Here is a 16,167-nt window from a genome sequence, read left to right as displayed (position 1 = left end):
CAAGCCGGCCGTCGTGCACGTGACGACGATCCCCGCCTCCCTATACTTCCTGTCCGGTCAGGCCTCCTTCATCCGCGGCTGCGGCTTCGACGTACACGCGATCTCGTCGCCCGGGTCCGACCTCTTCACGTTCCGCGATCGGGAACGGGCGCAGGTGCATCCGGTCGCGATGACGCGGAAGATCACGCCGCTCCGGGACCTCGGGGCCCTCTGTCGGATCTGGCTCGCCCTCCAGAGGATCCGTCCCCAGATCGTCCATGCCCACACGCCGAAGGGGGGGCTGCTCGGGATGATCGCCGCGTGGCTGGCCCGCACACCGGTGCGCGTGTACCACATGCGCGGCCTGCCGCACGTGACCGCCTCCGGGATGCGGAGGCGGCTGTTGCGCGCCACGGAGACGACCTCGTGCGCGCTGGCGCATCGCGTGATCGCGGTGAGCCACTCGGTGCGGGCCATCGCGATCGAAGAGGGGCTCTGCCGTGGCGAGAAGATCACGGTGCTCGCCGGCGGCAGCGGGAACGGGGTCGACGCGGTCGGCCGGTTCAAGCCGCTGGGTGAAGCGGAGCGACTGGCGGCACGGGCGCAGCATGGCATCCCAGCGGACGCGCTCGTGATCGGGTTCGTGGGCCGGCTCGTGCGCGAGAAGGGCATCGTGGAGCTCGCGATGGCCTGGAGCCGGTTGCGGGGAGATGATCCCCGACTGCATCTTCTCCTGGTGGGGCCCCTCGAGCCGGAGGACCCGCTGCCAGCGGAGGTCCTCGCAGCGCTGTCTTCGGATCCGCGCGTGCACCTCACGGGCCTCGACCGGGATACTCCCCGCCTGTACGCGGCGATGGACGTGTTCGCGCTGCCGACGTACCGGGAAGGCTTCCCGAACGTGGCGCTCGAGGCGGCCGCGATGGAGCTACCCGTGGTGGCGATGGCCGTGCCTGGCTGCGTCGATGCCGTGCAGGACGGCATCACGGGTACGCTCGTTCCGCAGCGTGATGCGCTCGCCCTCGCGAAGGCCTTGCAGCAGTACTTGTCGGAACCTCACCTGCGAGCGAAGCATGGCGAGGCCGCCCGGCGGCGCGTCCTGGGGGAGTTCAGGCGAGAGGCGATCTGGCAGGCGCTCGCAGACGAATACGGGGCACTCCTGGAGGCCGCCGGCGTGCAGGGACCGCCGTCGGGGCCGCGCGAGCGGCAGGCCGGGTGAGGGGCCGCGAACGGGGCCAAGGCTCTACCGTTCACGATGGCGAGCGCTGGCGCCTTCGCCGAAGAACCCGAGCTCGTATTGCGCCCGGGGAGCTGCAGCGTGCCCGGAGTCGGGCTTGAGCCATCCCTTCAGGGTCCGGTAAGCCGCGTCGACGACCGGAGGCAGGGTCTTCCGGTGGCGGTGGTAGAGCTCCATCATTCGCCGCTTCGCCGGATTCTCGGCCTTCGGCGCCTGCGTCGGGAAGAAGATCCGGCGCGGCGACAGCCCGTGACGAAGCTCCCCTTGGGCGTACTCCACGAAGACGGAGCCGAGGGTCGCAGTGGAATGCGCATCGCTGCCGGCCACCGCAGGGATCCCGAGGCTCACCGCCAGTCGACGGCTCCTCTCGTTGTTCTCCCAGTTGTCCCGGCCGTTGTGACACTCGACGAGGTCCGCCCGGGAGAGCACCTGGTGCACGAACTCGTCGGAGCGCCTCATCTCGTTGCGGAAGATCCCGGTGCCCCGGCGGAAGAGGTGCGGCAGGAGGACGAGCCCGCCCTGCAGCTTGATGTTCTCGAGGATGCCCAGGACGCTCCGCGTGTCGAACAGGTCGCGCAGATCCAGCCCGATGATGTGCGAGCCGTCCTCGGCCGTGAACTCGCAGCCCACGACGATCCGGACGTTCGGGCAGGGCATGCCCTTCATCTTCACCGCACCGTCGATGGTGTCGTGGTCCGTGACGCACAGCACGTCGATGTTCGCCTCCTGCGCACGCTCCAGCGCCGCCTCGGGCGTCACCTCGGAGTCGTAGGAGAAGGCGGTGTGAAAGTGATAGTCGACGCGCACGACGGGCGGTGGCTCGAGCGGGCCGCGCGGCGACGTGGGTGAGGTCGTCGATTCCATGTGCGCCAACATGGATCCGGCGCGGTCGGGAAGCCACCGGAGCGCGACTCGCATCCGCGCGGGCCACCATGACTTCGCGTTCGGGGTATCGTCGGGCGCGTTCGTGGCTCATTCGGGCGACGCGCGTCGGACGTGGGTGGCGCCATGAGACGCGTCGTCGCAGGGCATTTCGGCGGGTTTCCACCGTGCGTGCCCCTCGCTATCGTCGCGAATCGTGCGCGAGGATCCGACCCGTGTCCGCCCGCCGGGAGCGCCGGCCCCCGCCCCCGGGCCGTTCTGCCTGGTGTTCGTCGCCGGGGAGGCCGCGGGGCTGCGGGTCGCGCTCGAGGGCGAGGTGGTCCTCGGACGGGACGCGGCCTGCGAGGTGGCGCTCGAGGCTGACGACGTCTCACGCCGCCACGCGCGGGTGGTGCCGGACGGCGCCGGGCACCGCGTGGTGGATCTCGGCTCGACGAACGGCACGTGGCTGAACGGGCGAGAGGTGGAGTCCGCGCCGCTCGCGCCGGGCGACCGGCTCCGGCTCGGGAGCTGCGTCGCGCGGTATCTCCGCGCCGGGGACGACGAGGAGCGGGAGCTCGCCTCGCTCGCCGCGGTCGCGCGCCGGGACGCGCTCACCGGCCTCGCGAACCGCCGCGCGCTCGAGGAGGCCCTCGGGCGCGAGGTGGCCCGGGCCAGGCGGAGCGGCGCGCCGCTCGCGGCGGCGATCCTCGACGTGGACCACTTCAAGCGCGTGAACGACGGCCACGGGCACGCGGCGGGCGACGCGGTGCTGGCCGCGGTGGCCGCCCGGGCGCGCGCGATGCTCCGGGCGGGCGATCTCCTCGCGCGGATCGGCGGCGAGGAGCTGGCGGCCCTGCTGCCCGGGGCGGACCTCGCCCGCGCCGTCGAGATCGCCGAGCGGATCCGCGGCGCGATCGCGGGGGCGCCCATCGCGGCCGGGGCCGCCGCGCTGGAGGTCACGGCCTCGCTCGGGTGCGCCGCGCTCGAGGCCGCCGATCCGGACGGCGCCGCGCTCCTCGCCCGCGCCGACGCCCGGCTGTACGAGGCGAAGGCGGCCGGCCGCAACCGGGTGGGCGCCTGATCGATCTGGCGCGGACCCGGACGGGGGGCGGGCGGCCCCCGCCCCGCGCGCAGGGGAGGGCGACGAAAGCCTGCGCGGGGGGGCGTGGCGGGTTATCCTCGCGCCCGCGTGAAGAACCGTTCGTCGCTCGCGATCCTCTTCGTCATCGTCTTCGTGGACCTGCTCGGCTTCGGGATGGTCATCCCGGTCATGCCGCTCTACGCCAAGGCGCTCGGCGCGTCGGAGGCGTGGACGGGGCTGCTCTCGACCGGCTACTCGGCGATGCAGTTCGTGTTCGCGCCGATCTGGGGCCGGCTCTCGGACCGGGTGGGGCGTCGCCCGGTCCTGCTCGTCTCGATCTTCATGACGGCGGCGGCGTTCCTCGTGTACGGGCTCGCCGGGAGCTTCGCGGTCCTCCTCGCCTCGCGCCTGTTCGCCGGCGCGGCCACTGCGAACATCGCCATCGCCCGCGCCTTCGTCGCCGACGTGACGCCGCCCGAGGGGCGGGCGCGCGGGATGGGCCTCATCGGGGCCGCCTTCGGGCTCGGGTTCGTCCTCGGCCCCGCGGCCGGGAGCGCGCTCTCGCACGTCTCCATCTCCGCCCCCGGCCTCGCGGCCGCGGCCCTCGCCCTCCTGAACGGCGTCGCCGCCTGGATCGTCCTGCCGGAGCCCGAGCAGCGCACCGTCCGGGCGGAGGCGTCGCGCAACCGGTTCACCGCCTTCTTCCACGAGATGGGCCGGCCCGGCATCCGGCGGGTGATCCTGGTCTACTTCCTGAGCGTGCTCGCCTTCAGCGCCATGGAGGCCACCTACGCGTTCCTCGCGAAGGAGCGCTACGGCCTCGACCAGGCGCGGGTCGGCCTGCTCTTCGCCTACATCGGCGTGATCGTGGTGGTGGTCCAGGGCGGCCTCATCGGCCGGCTCACGCGGCGGTTCGGCGAGAAGCCGCTGCTCGTCGCGGGCGTCGCGCTCCAGGCCGTCGCGCTCGCCGCGCTCCCGTTCGCGGGCACCGTGGCCGGCCTGGCGCTCGCCACCGCGCCGCTCGCGGTGGGCTCCGGCCTCTCGCAGCCCTCGCTCTCGTCGCTCCTCTCGCGGTTCGCCCGGGCGGACGAGCAGGGCGGGACGCTCGGCATCGGCGAGTCGGCGGCGGCGTTCGGGCGGATCATCGGCCCCGAGACGGGGACCTGGACGTTCGGGCGCTGGTCGCAGGCGTTCCCGTACGTGGGCGGCGCGGCGCTGATGGCGCTCGCGGCGCTCGTGAGCGCGACGGTGCGCACCGCCGGCGACGAGGCGGCGTCGCCGCTCCCCGCGCAGGAGGCGTGAGCCGATGCCGGAGCTGCGCAGGGATCCGATCGTCGGTCGCTGGGTCATCATCGCCACGGAGCGTGCGCGCCGGCCGAGCGACGTCGGCCGCGGCCCCGCGCCGAGCCCGGGCGGCCTCTGCCCGTTCTGCCCGGGGAACGAGGACAAGACCCCCCGCGAGGTCTACGTCTCCGGACGCTCGCCCTCCGCGCCGGCGAACTCGCCCGGCTGGAAGGTCCGGGTCGTCCCGAACCGCTTCCCGGCGCTCAAGATCGAGGGCGATCTCGACCGCCGGGCGGAGGGGATCTACGACCGGATGAACGGGATCGGGGCCCACGAGGTGATCATCGAGAACCCCGATCACGCGAAGGCCCTCGAGGACCTCCCGGCGGCCGACGTGACCGAGGTCCTCTTCGCCTACAAGGCGCGGATCCTCGACCTCCGCAACGACCTCCGCTTCAAGTACATCCTCCTGTTCAAGAACCACGGCCACCTGGCCGGCGCGTCGCTCGAGCACGCGCACTCGCAGCTCATCGCGCTCCCGGTGGTGCCGCGGCAGGTGATCCAGGAGATCGAGGGCGCGCGGCGCCACTACGACCTGAAGGAGCGCTGCATCTTCTGCGACATCGTCGGGCAGGAGCGGAAGGACCGCAGCCGGCTCGTCTTCGAGAACGACGAGTTCGTGGTGTTCGCGCCGTGGGCGCCCCGCAGCCCGTTCGAGACCTGGATCGTGCCGCGGCGGCACGAGTCGAACTACGAGGCGGAGCCGAAGGAGCGGCTCGGGCTCTGCGCCCAGGCGCTCGCGACCACGCTCCGGCGCATCGGGGCCGCGCTCGGCAACCCGGCCTACAACTTCATCGTCCACTCGAACCCGCTCCGGGACGCGCCGAGCGCGAGCTACCACTGGCACATCGAGGTGATGCCGGCCCTCACGCAGGTGGCGGGCTTCGAGTGGGGGTCCGGCTTCCACATCAACCCGGTGCCGCCCGAGGACGCGGCCGAGTTCCTGCGCAAGGTCGCGGGCTAGCCGCGCCCCCCGCCTCGACCGACGGCCGCACCGCGCGGGCCCGCCCCCGATCCCATGGAGATCCTGTTCGTCGCGTCCGAGGTCGCGCCCTTCTCCAAGACGGGCGGGCTCGGCGACGTCGCCGGGGCGCTGCCGCGCGCGCTCGCGGCGCGGGGCCACGCCGTGTCGGTGGTGACGCCGCGCTACGGCGCGATCGACCCCGCGCGGCACGGGCTGAAGCCGCTCCACCGGGCGATCCGGGTCCGCGGCGAGGCGACCACGCTGTGGGTGAAGCCCGGCCGCGCCCCGATCTACTTCGTGGAGCACGAGCGCCTCTTCGGCGGGCGCGCCGGCCTCTATGGGGAGCGTGGCGCCGACTACCCCGACAACGCCGAGCGGTTCGCCTACCTCGCCCGGGCCGCGCTGGCGATCCCGGCGGCGTTGCGCCTCCGGCCGCGGATCGTGCACGTGAACGACTGGCAGACCGGGCTCCTCCCGTACCTGCTCCGGCACGAGCACGGCCACGACCCGGCCCTGGCCCACGCCCGGACCGTCTTCACCATCCACAACCTCGCCTACCAGGGCGTGTTCCCGAAGGCCGCGGTCCCGGTGCTCGGGCTCCCCTGGGACGTCTTCCGCTACGAGGCGATGGAGTTCTGGGACCGGCTCTCGTTCATGAAGGCGGCGCTCACCTTCGCGGACGCGCTCACGACGGTGTCGCCGACGTACGCGCGGGAGATCCTCGGTCCGGAGTTCGGCGCCGGGCTCGACGCGGTGCTCCGGCACCGGACGAAGGATCTCACCGGGATCCTGAACGGCATCGACACCGCGGAGTGGGATCCCACCACCGACCGGTACCTCCCCGCGCACTTCTCCGCGGAGGCGCTCGCCGGGAAGGCGGCCTGCAAGGCGGCGCTGCAGCGGGAGCTCGGGCTGCCGGTCCGGGCGGACGTGACGCTCCTCGCCCTGGTCTCCCGGCTCGCCGACCAGAAGGGCGTGGACCTCGTGGCGGCGGCGTTCCCGGCGCTCCTCGAGCACGACGTCCAGGTGGCGCTCCTCGGGAGCGGAGACCGGCGCTACGAGGAGGCCTTCGCCCGCGCGGCGCGCGAGCGGCCCGACCGCATCGCCGCGCGGATCGGGTTCGACGAGGGGCTCGCGCACCGCATCGAGGCGGGCGCCGACGTGTTCCTCATGCCGTCGCGGTTCGAGCCGTGTGGGCTGAACCAGATGTACTCGCTTCGCTACGGCACGGTGCCGGTGGTGCGGGCGGTGGGCGGGCTCGAGGACACGGTGCAGGACTACGACGGGTGGAACGCGGGCACCGGCTTCAAGTTCGAGGAGTACTCGCCCCAGGCCCTCGTGCTCGCGGTGCGGCGCGCGCTCGACGTGTGCCGCGATCGCCGCGCCTGGGCCGGGCTGGTCCGGCGTGGGATGGCCGAGGACAACAGCTGGGAGCGGAGCGCCGGGCGCTACGAGGCGCTGTACCGGACGCTCGGCGCCTGAGGGCGACACCCGCTCGCATCGAGCTGCTGCGGCGCACGCTGCCTGCCTGCGCGGGCCTCGGGCGCCGGGCCTCGGGCTCGGGAGCTCGGGCGCGCCTTCGTCGCGGACGGCGGGCACCGGGGGCGCCCGTCCAGTTGACGCCAGGGCGGGCCGGGATCAGCTTCGAGGCATGCCGCGCCGACGCCGCCGCGTCACGGACGACGACGTGCTCTCGCCGGAGGGACCGGACGTCACGGCCCAGCCGACCGAGCGCCTCTCCCGCGAGATGCTCGAGGAGGACGAGGAGAAGCTCGTCCCCGGGTCCAACGTCGGCGGCGCCGCCCCGACGCCTCTGGGCATGGACTCGGGCGGGGATCTGCCCGGGCCGGACGACGACCTCTCGAACCTCTCGGAGCCCGAGCCGCCGGAGCCGCCCGAGGTCGACGCGGTCCACGTCCGGGAGGACGAGGGGCCCGCCGGCGAGCGCGGTCATCCGTGACGGCGGCGCCCCGCCCTGCGTCCCGCGCGTCGCCGGCTCACTCCAGGCCGCGATCGCGCAGCTCGTCGTCGGACTCACCGTGCAGGTGCCCGAGCTCGTGGAGGAGCGTCACGCGGACCTGCTCCTCGAGCTCGCCCCGGTCCCGCGCGAAGCGGATCAGGTTCTTGCGGTAGAACACGATCGAGCGGCAGCGCGGCCCGTCCGCGGCCGTGCACGGCTCGTTCTCCGACGGACCGCGGTAGAGGCCGAGGATCGAGGGCGAGAGCGGCGGGTCCACCGCCACCAGGTCCTCCCGATCCGGCAGCTCCTGGATCTCCAACGGCGCGAGGGCGAGCGCCCGCCGCTCCGGCTCGGGGAGCGCGGCGACGGCGGCCTCGACCTGCGCGCGGAACGTCTTGTCGTCCACGGGCAGATCCGGCTTGAAGTCCGCGGGCGCGAGGGCGCGCGCCTTCGCGAGGAGCGCCTCCGCGCGCCTGCGGTCGCCGCGCTGCTCCGCGACCAGCCCGAGCTGGTGGAGCGTCCAGGGATCGTCCGGGGCGAGCGCGAGGGCCCGCTCGAAGGCGCGCTGCGCCTCGTCGAAGCGGCAGAGCTCGAAGAGCGCGACGCCGCGCTCGTACGCGGCGTCCGCGTCCTCGGGCCGGCCCGCGACGGCCCGGTCGAGGTGCGGCAGGGCGAGGCTGCTGCGGCCGAGGTCGTTCTCGGCCATGCCGGCGAGCAGCTCGAGGCGGGCGGCGACGCCGCGGCGCGGCGGCCGCCCGGCGGCGCGGAGCCCGCGCGCGGCGTACTCGAGCCCGGCCTCGAGCCCGTCGCGACCGCCGCCGAGCTGCCGGACGTAGAGGTTGGCCGCGCCGAGGAGCGCGTGCACGTCGTCGGGATCGATGGCGAGGGCCCGGGCGAAGGCGAGGCGCGCGTCGTCGAGCTGGCCCTGCGACGCGAGCGCGCCGCCGCGGGCGGCGAGCGCCGAGACGAGGCGCGGCGCGACCCGGAGCGCCTCGTCGCTGCAGGCGAGCGCGCGTACGGCGTCGCCCCGGTCGAGGGCGGCGAGGGCCTCTTCGCCGAGGGTGGAGGGGGCGGCGTCCGGCTCGCCGGGGAGGCAGGGCGCCGGCCGAGGGCGGATGGCCTCGCCCTGATGCACGGGCGGCGGCCCCGGTCGGATCAGGGTGGCGACGACCGGCGCGGTGGTGCGCGCGACCGAGCCTGCGCCCTGCGTGGCGCCGGAGGAAGAAGAGGGGGAGCGGGTACATGCCGCGGCGAGCAGGAGGACCGCCGCGCGGCGGAACGGCCGAACCATCGGCGCGAGCTTGCCACAGCCTGGGCGGGGGCGCCAGGTGGGGGGACCTGTCGAGGAGAGGCGGCAGAGCGGCCGCTCGATCGTGCGCGAGCCGTCCGAGCAGGCGCGATCGACGTGCCCCGTGGTCCGTCACCGTCACCGGCTTCTCCGTGAACCGTGGACCGGGGCGCGTGGCCCGTGGCCCGGTTCCCGGTGGTCCGACGACGCGTCGGATCACGGGCCAGGGAACACGGGAGGCGGGAGGCGGGCACGGGGAACGGTCACGGTCACGGTGACGGGTCACGGGTACGCCCGTGCTCCGTGCTCGTCACCGGCCGCTTCCGTCTCCCGTGCCCCGGGCAGGGCTCCTCAGCCGGCGCGGACCGCGCGCCCGGCGCCGAGCCGCGCCGGCGAGAACGGCGCGAGATCGACGGGCGGCGCCTTCCCGAGCACCGCGGCGCAGACCGAGTCGGCGGTGATCGGCGTGAGCAGGATCCCGTTGCGCGTGTGGCCGGTGGCGTAGAAGAGGCCGGGCACCGTGCCCGGGCCGAGGATCGGGGAGCCGTCCGGGCTCGCCGGCCGGAAGTTCGACCAGGACTCGACCACCGGCGCGCCGGCGAGGGCGGGGGCGACCTCCAGGGCGAGGTCGAGGACGTGCCGGAGCCCGGCCGCGGTGACCGCCTTCTGGAACCCGACCTCCTCCATGGTCGAGCCGCAGAGGATCCGTCCGTCGGCGCGCGGGACGAGGTAGCCCTTGTCGGAGAACACCACCCGGGAGAGCAGCGGCGGGCGGGTGTCCACCACCGCCATCTGGCCGCGAACCGGCCGGACCGCGCCGGGCGGCAGCCCGTGCCCCTCGACCTGGAGGCTCCAGCTCCCGGCCGCGAGCACCACCGCGTCCGCGTCGATGCGGCCGCTCTCGTGGTCCACGCCGGCCGCCCGGCCGCCCTCGTGGACGATCCGACGGACCTGGCCGGTGACGAAGGTCGCTCCGGCGCGGGCGGCGGCGATGTACGTGGCGCGCCCGAGCAGGCGCGGATCGACGGAGGCCTCGCCCTGGAAGTGGAGCGCCCCGCGGACGGACGGCGAGAGCGCCGGCTCGAGCCGCCGGACCTCCGCGTCGTCGAGCACCGCCACCGGGAGCCCCGCCTTCTGCAGCTTCTCGGCCCGCCCCGCGAGCAGGCGGGCGTGGTCGTCGTCGAAGGCGGCCTCGAGCGTCCCGCCCCCCCGGTACCCGACCCACATCCCGCTCGCCGCCTCGACGTCGCGCGCGAAGGCGGGGTAGCGCGCGAGGGAGGCCGCGCAGAGGCCGTAGAACGGACCGAGCTCGGTCGCCTCCACGCCGGGGGAGAGGATCCCGCCCGCCGCGAAGGACGCCTCCGCGCCCGGGATCGCGCGCTCGAGCACCACCACCTTCTTGCCGGCCTGGGCGAGGCGGAGCGCGACCGCCGAGCCCTGGATGCCGGCGCCCACAACCACGACGTCGGTCTTCATGGGCGCGGAGACTATGCCCGATCCGCGCGGACGTGAAGCCGGTGCGCGCCGGCAGCGCCGGCGAGGGCTCGGGGGCGGTGAACGGGTCCTCGGCGGCACCAGGCCGGGATCGTCTTCACGTCTCCCCGGCGCGCGGCGCGCCCGCGAGGCCGTGCGAGAAGAGCTCGAGCACCTGCCGGCGCCACGTGTCCGCGGGCGGCGGCGCGGAGAGGAACGGCCCCGACGCCTCGTGCGCCGACGCGACCAGCGCGGCGAGCCCGCCGACGGTCACCACCGCCAGCAGCGGGTTTCCCCCCACGCCGTCCGCGCCGTCCGCGAGGAGCACCGCCGCGGCCCGTCGCACCGGCTCGAGGAGCGCCGGCTCGGAGGCGGTGAGCAGGGACAGGTACGGCGCGCCGTCGAGGTACTCGCGGACGAGGATCTGGGCGCCCGTCGGATCGCGCAGCATCGCGTCGAGGTAGGCGCCCGCCAGCGCGGCGAGGCCGCCGGCGCGGCGCGCGGCCAGCCGGGAGAGCTCGTCCGCCGACGCGACCCAGATCGCGCGGAGGACGTCCACGTAGAGGGCCCGCTTCGAGGGCCAGTGCCGGTAGATGAGCGCGACGTTGCAGGCCGCCCCCCGCGCGATCCCCTGCACCCGCGCGCCGTGATAGCCGAGCCTGGAGAACTCCGCCCGCGCCGAGCGCCAGATCCGCTCCGCGATCGCGGGGCGCGGCGGCCCGACTCCGCGGCTGCCGACCGAGCCGTCCATCCCGGTGGTATGACCAGCCGCTTGACCGCGGTCAAGTCCGACCGGATCCCCGTTGGGCCCTTCGGCTATATGGGGAGCGATGCCGCCGCCTCGGACCATCGTGCACCTCGACCTCGACGCCTTCTTCGCGTCGGTCGAGCAGCTCGACGATCCGTCCCTGCGGGGCCGGCCGGTCGTCGTCGGCGGGATCGGCCGGCGGGGGGTGGTCTCCACCGCGAGCTACGAGGCGCGCCGGTTCGGCGTCCACTCGGCGATGCCGACGGCCCGCGCCCGGCGCCTCTGCCCCGCGGGCGTGTTCCTCGCGCCCCGCTTCGATCGCTACGCCGCGCTGTCCGAGCAGGTGTTCGGCATCTACCGGCGCTACACGCCGCTCGTGGAGCCGCTCTCGCTCGACGAGGCGTTCCTCGACGTGACCGCGAGCCGGGCGCTCCACGGTACGGGCGCGGACATCGCGCGGGCGATCAAGGCGGCGGTGCGGGCCGAGTGCGGCCTCGCGGTCTCGGCCGGGATCGCCGAGGTGAAGATGGCCGCGAAGATCGCCACCGACCTCGGCAAGCCGGACGGGCTCGTCGAGGTGCCGCCGGGCGGCGTCGCTGCGTTCCTCGCGCCGCTCCCGGTGGGGCGCCTCTGGGGCGTCGGCGAGGTGACGGAGGCGGCGCTGCGCAAGCTCGGCGTGGCGACGATCGGGGATCTGGCGCGGCTGCCCGAGGCCGCGCTCGCCGCCGCGCTCGGCGCCTCGCACGCCCGCGGCCTGCGCGCCCTGGCGCTCGGGGACGATCCGCGGGAGGTGATCCCGGACGAGGCGGCGAGGTCGGTGGGGGCGGAGGACACCTTCGGCGAGGATCTCGTCGGCCGCGCGGCGCTCGAGCGCCAGCTCCTCTCGCAGGCGGGGCGCGTCGGGCGTCGCCTCCGCGCCGCGGGGCTCGAAGGGCACGTCGTCACGCTCAAGGTGAAGTACGCGGACTTCGAGCTCGTCACCCGCCGCGTGACGCTCCCGCACCCCACCGACGACGACCGGGCGATCTACGAGGCGGCCCGGGCGCAGCTCGAGCGGGTGGAGCTCGCGCGGCCGATCCGGCTCACCGGCGTCTCGGTGTCGGGCTTCGCCGGGCCGGAGGAGCGCGAGCAGCTCGGGCTCTTCCCGCCGAGCGTCGTGCCGCGACCGCCGGAGGAGGACCGCCGCCGTCGCCTGAACGCCGCGCTCGACGCGCTCGCCGATCGCTTCGGGGAGGGGGCGGTCACCCGCGCCGACCTCGTCGAGGGGCCGTCCCGGACGGTGCGCCGCGGCGGGGACGCCCCGCCCAGCGACGGCGAGGACGAGGACGGGTAGCCGCTACCGCGACCGCCCGCCGGGAGTTTCCGGCGACGGCTCCGGGCCCTCGCCGCCCGGCGAGGCGCCCGTCCCGCCGTGTGCGCCGCCCGCGGTCCGGGCGCGGGCTCCGCCGGTGGTCCCGCGCCGCTCGATCGGGCTCCGCGCCTCGATCGCGATCGCGGTGGGGCGCCCGCCGTTGCCGGTCTGGTAGGAGGCGCGCACGGCGGTGCCCTCCTCCAGCCGGTCGATGGAGGCCGGCTGCCCGTCGATCTCGACGGTCGTCCGGTCGCTCACCCGGAGCGTCACGTCGGGACGGTCCGGCGCGTGGATCACGAGCCGCGTCTCGTCCGCGCGCGCCACCGTCCCGGCGATCTCCTGGGTCCCGCCCGGCGTGCGCCCGGCCGTGCGGCCGCCCTCCTGGCGGCAGGCGGCGAGCGCGAGCCCCGCCGCCACCACCGCGATCCCGATCCTCATGCCCGAGCTCCCCGCGCGCGACGCGCCGCCGACGAGGCGGCGACGACCTCCAACGTGCGGGCCGCGAGGTCCCCGGGCAACGCGCTTTGCGCCCGCCCGCGGCGGACCCCACCTTGACGTCATGGGCGTGGGCGAACATGCGGGCGAGGGCGGGTCCCCCGTCGCGAGGCCCGAAGGCGGAGCACGGCTCCAGGCCGAGCTGGACGCGCGGGCGGCGGCGCTCCGGGCGCTCGCCGCGTCGGGGGTGCCCTTCATGGTCGCGGGCGCCTACGCGCTGTTCGAGTACACGGGCATCTTCCGCGACACGAAGGACCTCGACCTGTTCCTCCGGGAGCGGGACCTCGAGGACGCCTTCCGCGTGCTCGAGGCGGCCGGGTTCCGCACCGAGCTCACGGATCCAGGCTGGATCGGCAAGGCGTGGAAGGGGCCGTGGTACGTGGATCTCATCTTCTCCTCCGGCAACGGCCTCGCGGTGGTGGACGACGTCTGGTTCGAGCACGCCCGGACCGGGCGCGTGCTGGACGTCGAGGCCCTGCTGGCCCCTCCGGAGGAGATGATCTGGTCGAAGAGCTTCGTCCTCGAGCGCGAGCGGTACGACGGCGCGGACGTGAACCACCTGCTCCGCGCCTGCGGCGAGACGCTGGACTGGGAGCGGCTCCTCGCGCGCTTCGACCAGTACTGGGAGGTGCTCTTCTCGCACCTGCTCCTCTTCGAGTTCGCGTTCCCGGCGGCGCGCTCGGTGGTACCGGACTGGATCATGCGGGAGCTCCTGCGGCGGACCACCGAGAACCTCCGGGCCGGGGACCACCCGGTCCCGCTCTGCCGCGGCAACCTCATGTCCCGCGTGCAGTACCGGCACGATCTCGAGCAGCTCGGGCTGGGCGACGGGCGGCGCTGGGACGAGGCCGACCAGGTCCCGGAGAGGGCGGTCGGCGATGGCGGCGAACGGGACGTTCCGCCTGGCGGCGGTGGCTGACCTCCACTGCCGGCAGGACCAGCACGGTCGCTTCCGCGAGCTCGTGAAGATGGTGAACGGCGAGGCCGACGGGCTCGTTCTGCCGGGCGACCTGACCGACCACGGCCAGATCGACGAGGTGAAGACGCTCGCGGAGGCGCTCGGCGGGCTGCGCGTGCCCTGCGCGGCGGTGCTCGGGAACCACGACTACGAAGGCGGGGCGGTGAAGGAGATCGTCCGGATCCTCGGCGAGGTGAAGGTGATCGTGCTCGACGGCGATCACGCCATCTTCGACCGCCAGCTCGGGATCGCCGGCGTGAAGGGGTTCGGCGGCGGCTTCGACAAGGCGATGCTCCAGGCGTTCGGCGAGCCGGCGATCAAGGCGTTCGTGCAGGAGGCGGTGAACGAGTCGCTGAAGCTCGAGGCGGCGCTCGCCCAGCTCGACGTGGACAAGAAGGTCGTGCTCATGCACTACGCGCCCATCGCCGCGACGGTCGCCGGCGAGGAGATCCAGCTCCGCCCCTTCCTCGGGACGAGCCGGCTCACCGCGCCGCTGGAGGCGTTCGAGCCCATCGCGGTGTTCCACGGGCACGCCCACCACGGCGCGCTCGAGGGGCGGACGCCGAAGGGGATCCCCGTCTACAACGTGGCGATGCCGCTCCTGCGCAAGCTGATGGAGGACCGGCGCTTCAGGGTGTTCGAGCTGTAGATCCCGACCCCGACCCCGAACGCGCACCCGAACCCGAACCCGTCACCGTGCCCGTGACCGTGACCGTTTCCCGTGCCCGCCTCCCGCCTCCCGTCGCCCGTGGCCCGTGGCCCGTGATCCGACGACGCGGTCGGATCACGGAAACCGGGCCACGGGACCCGGGACCCGGTTCACGGATCACGAACAAGCCGGTGACGGTGACGGGCACGGATCACGGGTGGACGCGAGCCGCGCGCCCCTGAAGCCGTCAGTGCCTCATCGGCGGCGATCCCGCCGCCTTGCGCACCCGCTCGAGGATCTCGTCCATCCCGACCGACTTCGGGATGTAGCCCTGGGCGCCGAGCAGCTCCGCCTCCCACTCGAACCCGTACGCGGAGAGGATCAGGATCGGGACGGCGGCGCTCTTCGGGTCGCCGCGCATCCGCTCCATCACGCCCCAGCCGTCGAGGACCGGCATCTTGAGGTCGAGGAGGACGATCCCGGGGGCCTCCTCGGCGACCTTGGAGAGGGCGACCTCCCCGTTCTCTGCCCGCTGGACCGGGTAGCCGGCGTCGGAGAGGACCTCGGAGAGCGCCTCCCGGAAGTCGTCGTCGTCGTCCACGACGAGGATGTACTGGCCGGGCGTCATGGGGTGCGCAGGGCGCTCGCGATCTCCCGCGCGATGCGGCGGGCCTCGTCGAGCTGGTCCGGGCCGAGCGAGACCGCGCCGACGACCGGGTGGCCGCCGCCGCCGTACCGCTCGCAGAGCTTCGAGATGTCGTGGGTGCGCGTCTCGCGCGCCCACGGGTTGGAGCCGACCGAGATCTTCGTCTTCTTCGCGTCCCTCGTCACGACCACCGTGTACCGCGCGTCGGGGAAGAGGTCGTAGGCGATGAACTTGTTCGCGCCCTCGATCCCGGTGTCGCCGAGGTCCACCTCGACCACCCCGTCCTTCAGCCGCGCGTTCGCGCGAACGGCGTCCACGTTCGTCCGGTGACGCTCGAGGATCGGGCCGAGCGGGGTGGCGACCCAGGGCTCCGCCGCGATCTCGTCGAGCGGGCGGCGCTGCATGGCCTCGATGAGGCGGGTGGGGACGGAGGGGTCCTTCGACGCCTCGAGGAGCGTCATGATCCGCAGCGCCGGCTCGGCGAGGCGCACCGCCGCCTGCGCCGACTCGAACGCGGCCGAGTCGATCACGTCCGCCCAGCGCACGAGGTCCGCGAGGTCGTCGGCGCGCCAGCCGAACCGCTCGCGGAGCGTCCGGGCCATGAACCCGGTGCAGCTCGGGGCGGTGGGGTCCCAGAACTTCTGGCCGGAGCGATCCCGCTCGAACGCGGCCCGGTCCTCCGGCTTCGGGAACGCGCTCGCGTGGTGGTCGAACCACCAGTGAAGCCGGGGCGAGAACCGGAAGTCCACGCAGGCGGTCACGTCGGCGCGGAACGCGTCGGCGGGGAACGGGTCGCCCTGCTGGTGGTGCAGGGGCCTGAAGGAGATCGCGGAGAGCCGCGTGCCCTCGCGCTCGCCGAAGAAACGGGCGAACAGGGCGGCCGACGCGCAGCCGTCGAAGCAGTTGCCATGGTAGAGGAGCTCGAGCTGCATCGGCGCGGCAATCTAGTGACCCGGGAAGCATAGCGTCAACGCGGGCGCGCGGGTCCCGCGTCGCAGGGCCCGACCCGTCCAGGGCGCGCGGCCGCCCGGACGCCGCGGAGCGCGGGCTCGACGCGCCGGGCGAATGCACTATTCGTCACGGGTGGCGCCGCCGGCGCGTCGGCCGGGTCGCGGCGTGGGCGGGGCGCCGCG

The 16,167-nt window shown here is 74.5% G+C and carries 16 protein-coding genes; 9 read left to right on the top strand and 7 right to left on the bottom strand.

Annotation, left to right across the window (positions count from 1 at the left end):
- Window positions 1-19: 19 nt before the first annotated feature.
- Complete coding sequence (locus MNZ27_RS16740) at window positions 20-1,195, top strand: glycosyltransferase family 4 protein (protein WP_242395240.1); 1,176 nt, start codon at window positions 20-22, stop codon at window positions 1,193-1,195.
- A 24-nt stretch (window positions 1,196-1,219) separates the two neighbouring features.
- Here the strand turns inward: MNZ27_RS16740 and MNZ27_RS16735 are convergent, their stop codons facing one another.
- Complete coding sequence (locus MNZ27_RS16735) at window positions 1,220-2,077, bottom strand: PHP domain-containing protein (protein ID WP_242395239.1); 858 nt, start codon at window positions 2,075-2,077, stop codon at window positions 1,220-1,222.
- 214 nt (window positions 2,078-2,291) lie between these two features.
- On the opposite strand from MNZ27_RS16735, the gene MNZ27_RS16730 reads away from it, so the two are divergent.
- The 5 genes from MNZ27_RS16730 (at window position 2,292) to MNZ27_RS16710 (ending at window position 7,426) form a co-directional block, all read left to right on the top strand.
- Window positions 2,292-3,158: a GGDEF domain-containing protein gene (locus MNZ27_RS16730; RefSeq protein ID WP_242395238.1), complete on the top strand. Its 867-nt coding sequence runs from the start codon at window positions 2,292-2,294 to the stop codon at window positions 3,156-3,158.
- 84 nt (window positions 3,159-3,242) lie between these two features.
- On the top strand, window positions 3,243-4,460 hold the full coding sequence (locus MNZ27_RS16725) for an MFS transporter (protein ID WP_408629695.1): 1,218 nt from the start codon (window positions 3,243-3,245) through the stop codon (window positions 4,458-4,460).
- 4 nt (window positions 4,461-4,464) lie between these two features.
- Window positions 4,465-5,466 carry a galactose-1-phosphate uridylyltransferase gene (locus MNZ27_RS16720; RefSeq protein ID WP_242395236.1) on the top strand — a complete coding sequence of 334 codons (1,002 nt, stop codon included), beginning with the start codon at window positions 4,465-4,467 and terminating at the stop codon, window positions 5,464-5,466.
- 54 nt (window positions 5,467-5,520) lie between these two features.
- Window positions 5,521-6,948 carry a glycogen synthase GlgA gene (gene glgA / locus MNZ27_RS16715; RefSeq protein ID WP_242395235.1) on the top strand — a complete coding sequence of 476 codons (1,428 nt, stop codon included), beginning with the start codon at window positions 5,521-5,523 and terminating at the stop codon, window positions 6,946-6,948.
- A 169-nt stretch (window positions 6,949-7,117) separates the two neighbouring features.
- The gene (locus MNZ27_RS16710; RefSeq protein WP_242395234.1) at window positions 7,118-7,426 is read left to right on the top strand and encodes a hypothetical protein; all 309 of its coding nucleotides are present in this window, start codon (window positions 7,118-7,120) and stop codon (window positions 7,424-7,426) included.
- A 37-nt stretch (window positions 7,427-7,463) separates the two neighbouring features.
- Here MNZ27_RS16710 and MNZ27_RS16705 read toward each other — a convergent pair whose 3' ends face one another.
- The 3 genes from MNZ27_RS16705 to MNZ27_RS16695 all read right to left on the bottom strand — a co-directional run bounded on the left by MNZ27_RS16705 (window position 7,464) and on the right by MNZ27_RS16695 (window position 10,938).
- Window positions 7,464-8,717, bottom strand: a complete 1,254-nt coding sequence (locus MNZ27_RS16705) for a metallopeptidase family protein (protein ID WP_242395233.1) — start codon at window positions 8,715-8,717, stop codon at window positions 7,464-7,466.
- A gap of 348 nt (window positions 8,718-9,065) precedes the next feature.
- Complete coding sequence (gene thiO, locus MNZ27_RS16700) at window positions 9,066-10,190, bottom strand: glycine oxidase ThiO (RefSeq protein ID WP_242395232.1); 1,125 nt, start codon at window positions 10,188-10,190, stop codon at window positions 9,066-9,068.
- 115 nt (window positions 10,191-10,305) lie between these two features.
- Window positions 10,306-10,938, bottom strand: a complete 633-nt coding sequence (locus MNZ27_RS16695) for a TetR/AcrR family transcriptional regulator (RefSeq protein WP_242395231.1) — start codon at window positions 10,936-10,938, stop codon at window positions 10,306-10,308.
- 79 nt (window positions 10,939-11,017) lie between these two features.
- Here MNZ27_RS16695 and MNZ27_RS16690 point away from each other — a divergent pair, with 79 nt between their 5' ends.
- Window positions 11,018-12,268, top strand: a complete 1,251-nt coding sequence (locus tag MNZ27_RS16690) for a DNA polymerase IV (RefSeq protein ID WP_242395230.1) — start codon at window positions 11,018-11,020, stop codon at window positions 12,266-12,268.
- Between the two features lie 3 nt (window positions 12,269-12,271).
- Here MNZ27_RS16690 and MNZ27_RS16685 read toward each other — a convergent pair whose 3' ends face one another.
- Entirely contained in the window at window positions 12,272-12,724 is a 453-nt protein-coding gene (locus tag MNZ27_RS16685) for a hypothetical protein (RefSeq protein WP_242395229.1), read from the bottom strand.
- A 121-nt stretch (window positions 12,725-12,845) separates the two neighbouring features.
- Here MNZ27_RS16685 and MNZ27_RS16680 point away from each other — a divergent pair, with 121 nt between their 5' ends.
- On the top strand, window positions 12,846-13,700 hold the full coding sequence (locus MNZ27_RS16680; RefSeq protein WP_242395228.1) for a nucleotidyltransferase family protein: 855 nt from the start codon (window positions 12,846-12,848) through the stop codon (window positions 13,698-13,700).
- A complete protein-coding gene (locus tag MNZ27_RS16675; protein ID WP_242395227.1) occupies window positions 13,660-14,388 on the top strand; it encodes a metallophosphoesterase family protein in 729 nt (242 codons plus the stop codon). Before MNZ27_RS16680 ends, MNZ27_RS16675 begins: the two co-directional genes overlap by 41 nt.
- Window positions 14,389-14,635: 247 nt before the next feature.
- Here MNZ27_RS16675 and MNZ27_RS16670 read toward each other — a convergent pair whose 3' ends face one another.
- The gene (locus tag MNZ27_RS16670) at window positions 14,636-15,016 is read right to left on the bottom strand and encodes a response regulator (protein ID WP_242395226.1); all 381 of its coding nucleotides are present in this window, start codon (window positions 15,014-15,016) and stop codon (window positions 14,636-14,638) included.
- A complete protein-coding gene (locus MNZ27_RS16665; protein WP_242395225.1) occupies window positions 15,013-15,966 on the bottom strand; it encodes a DHH family phosphoesterase in 954 nt (317 codons plus the stop codon). The genes MNZ27_RS16670 and MNZ27_RS16665 overlap by 4 nt, the downstream gene beginning before the upstream one ends.
- Window positions 15,967-16,167 lie beyond the last annotated feature (201 nt).

It is taken from the genome of Anaeromyxobacter oryzisoli, assembly GCF_022690765.1.
GTDB lineage: Bacteria > Myxococcota > Myxococcia > Myxococcales > Anaeromyxobacteraceae > Anaeromyxobacter > Anaeromyxobacter oryzisoli.
Note: the sequence above shows the minus strand (reverse complement) of the source record. Positions and strands in the feature narration are given on the sequence as shown.